Source organism: Gordonia sp. HS-NH1, assembly GCF_001418765.1.
Classification (GTDB): Bacteria; Actinomycetota; Actinomycetes; order Mycobacteriales; family Mycobacteriaceae; genus Gordonia.
In genome coordinates, this window is the sequence record NZ_LIYC01000106.1 from 459 (window position 1) to 1,183 (window position 725).

Sequence of the window (725 nt, forward strand, 5' to 3'; positions counted from 1 at the left end):
CGAGCCTCGAAGGGCCCCCGCTGGCGATACTCCGGCACCCTGCTCGTCGACGACGGACGGACGTCGTACCGGTACGATCCCGCGGGTCGCCTCACCTCGATGAGTCGTCGACGACTGTCGCGGAAACCTGATGTGTGGCATTACGTCTGGGACGCTCACGATCGACTGCGCAGCGTGGCAACCCCCGATGGAACGACCTGGACCTACACCTACGACCACTTGGGCCGTCGACTCAGCAAGACCAATACGGCAACCGGGGCGGTCACTCGGTTCCACTGGCACGGCGAGCAGATGGTCGAGCAAACCGAGTCGACGGCTGGTATGCCGGACGCCGAGCCCAGCGATGGCCTCAATGCCACTACCTGGACGTTCGCGCCCTACGCGTACACGCCTCTAGCGCAGACGCGCAGTACGAAATCGATCACGCCGTCCGAAGGCCTTGAGTTCGAGGACGGCGCATCTGACGGCGAGGTGAGCCTCAACCTGGGCTCACCGGCGCCCACGCCGCGTGCACCGCGAGACTGGACGCAGACCGAAGTCGACCGAGAGTTCTTCGCGATCGTGACTGATCAGATCGCGACACCAACTGCACTCGTTGACCCGCTAACTGGAGAGGTCGCAGGACACTCAGCGAGGACACTTTACGGCGAGAGCACGTGGGTTGGCTCCTCGACGCCGTGGGCGTTCCCTGGTCAATACGCCGACCCCGAGAGCGGTCTGCACTA

1 pseudogene is annotated in these 725 nt (G+C 64.4%); it reads left to right on the plus strand.

What is annotated here, in order from left to right:
- Positions 1–174: 174 nt before the first annotated feature.
- Positions 175–725: pseudogene (locus AMD30_RS25670) on the plus strand (hypothetical protein); the annotation flags it as partial.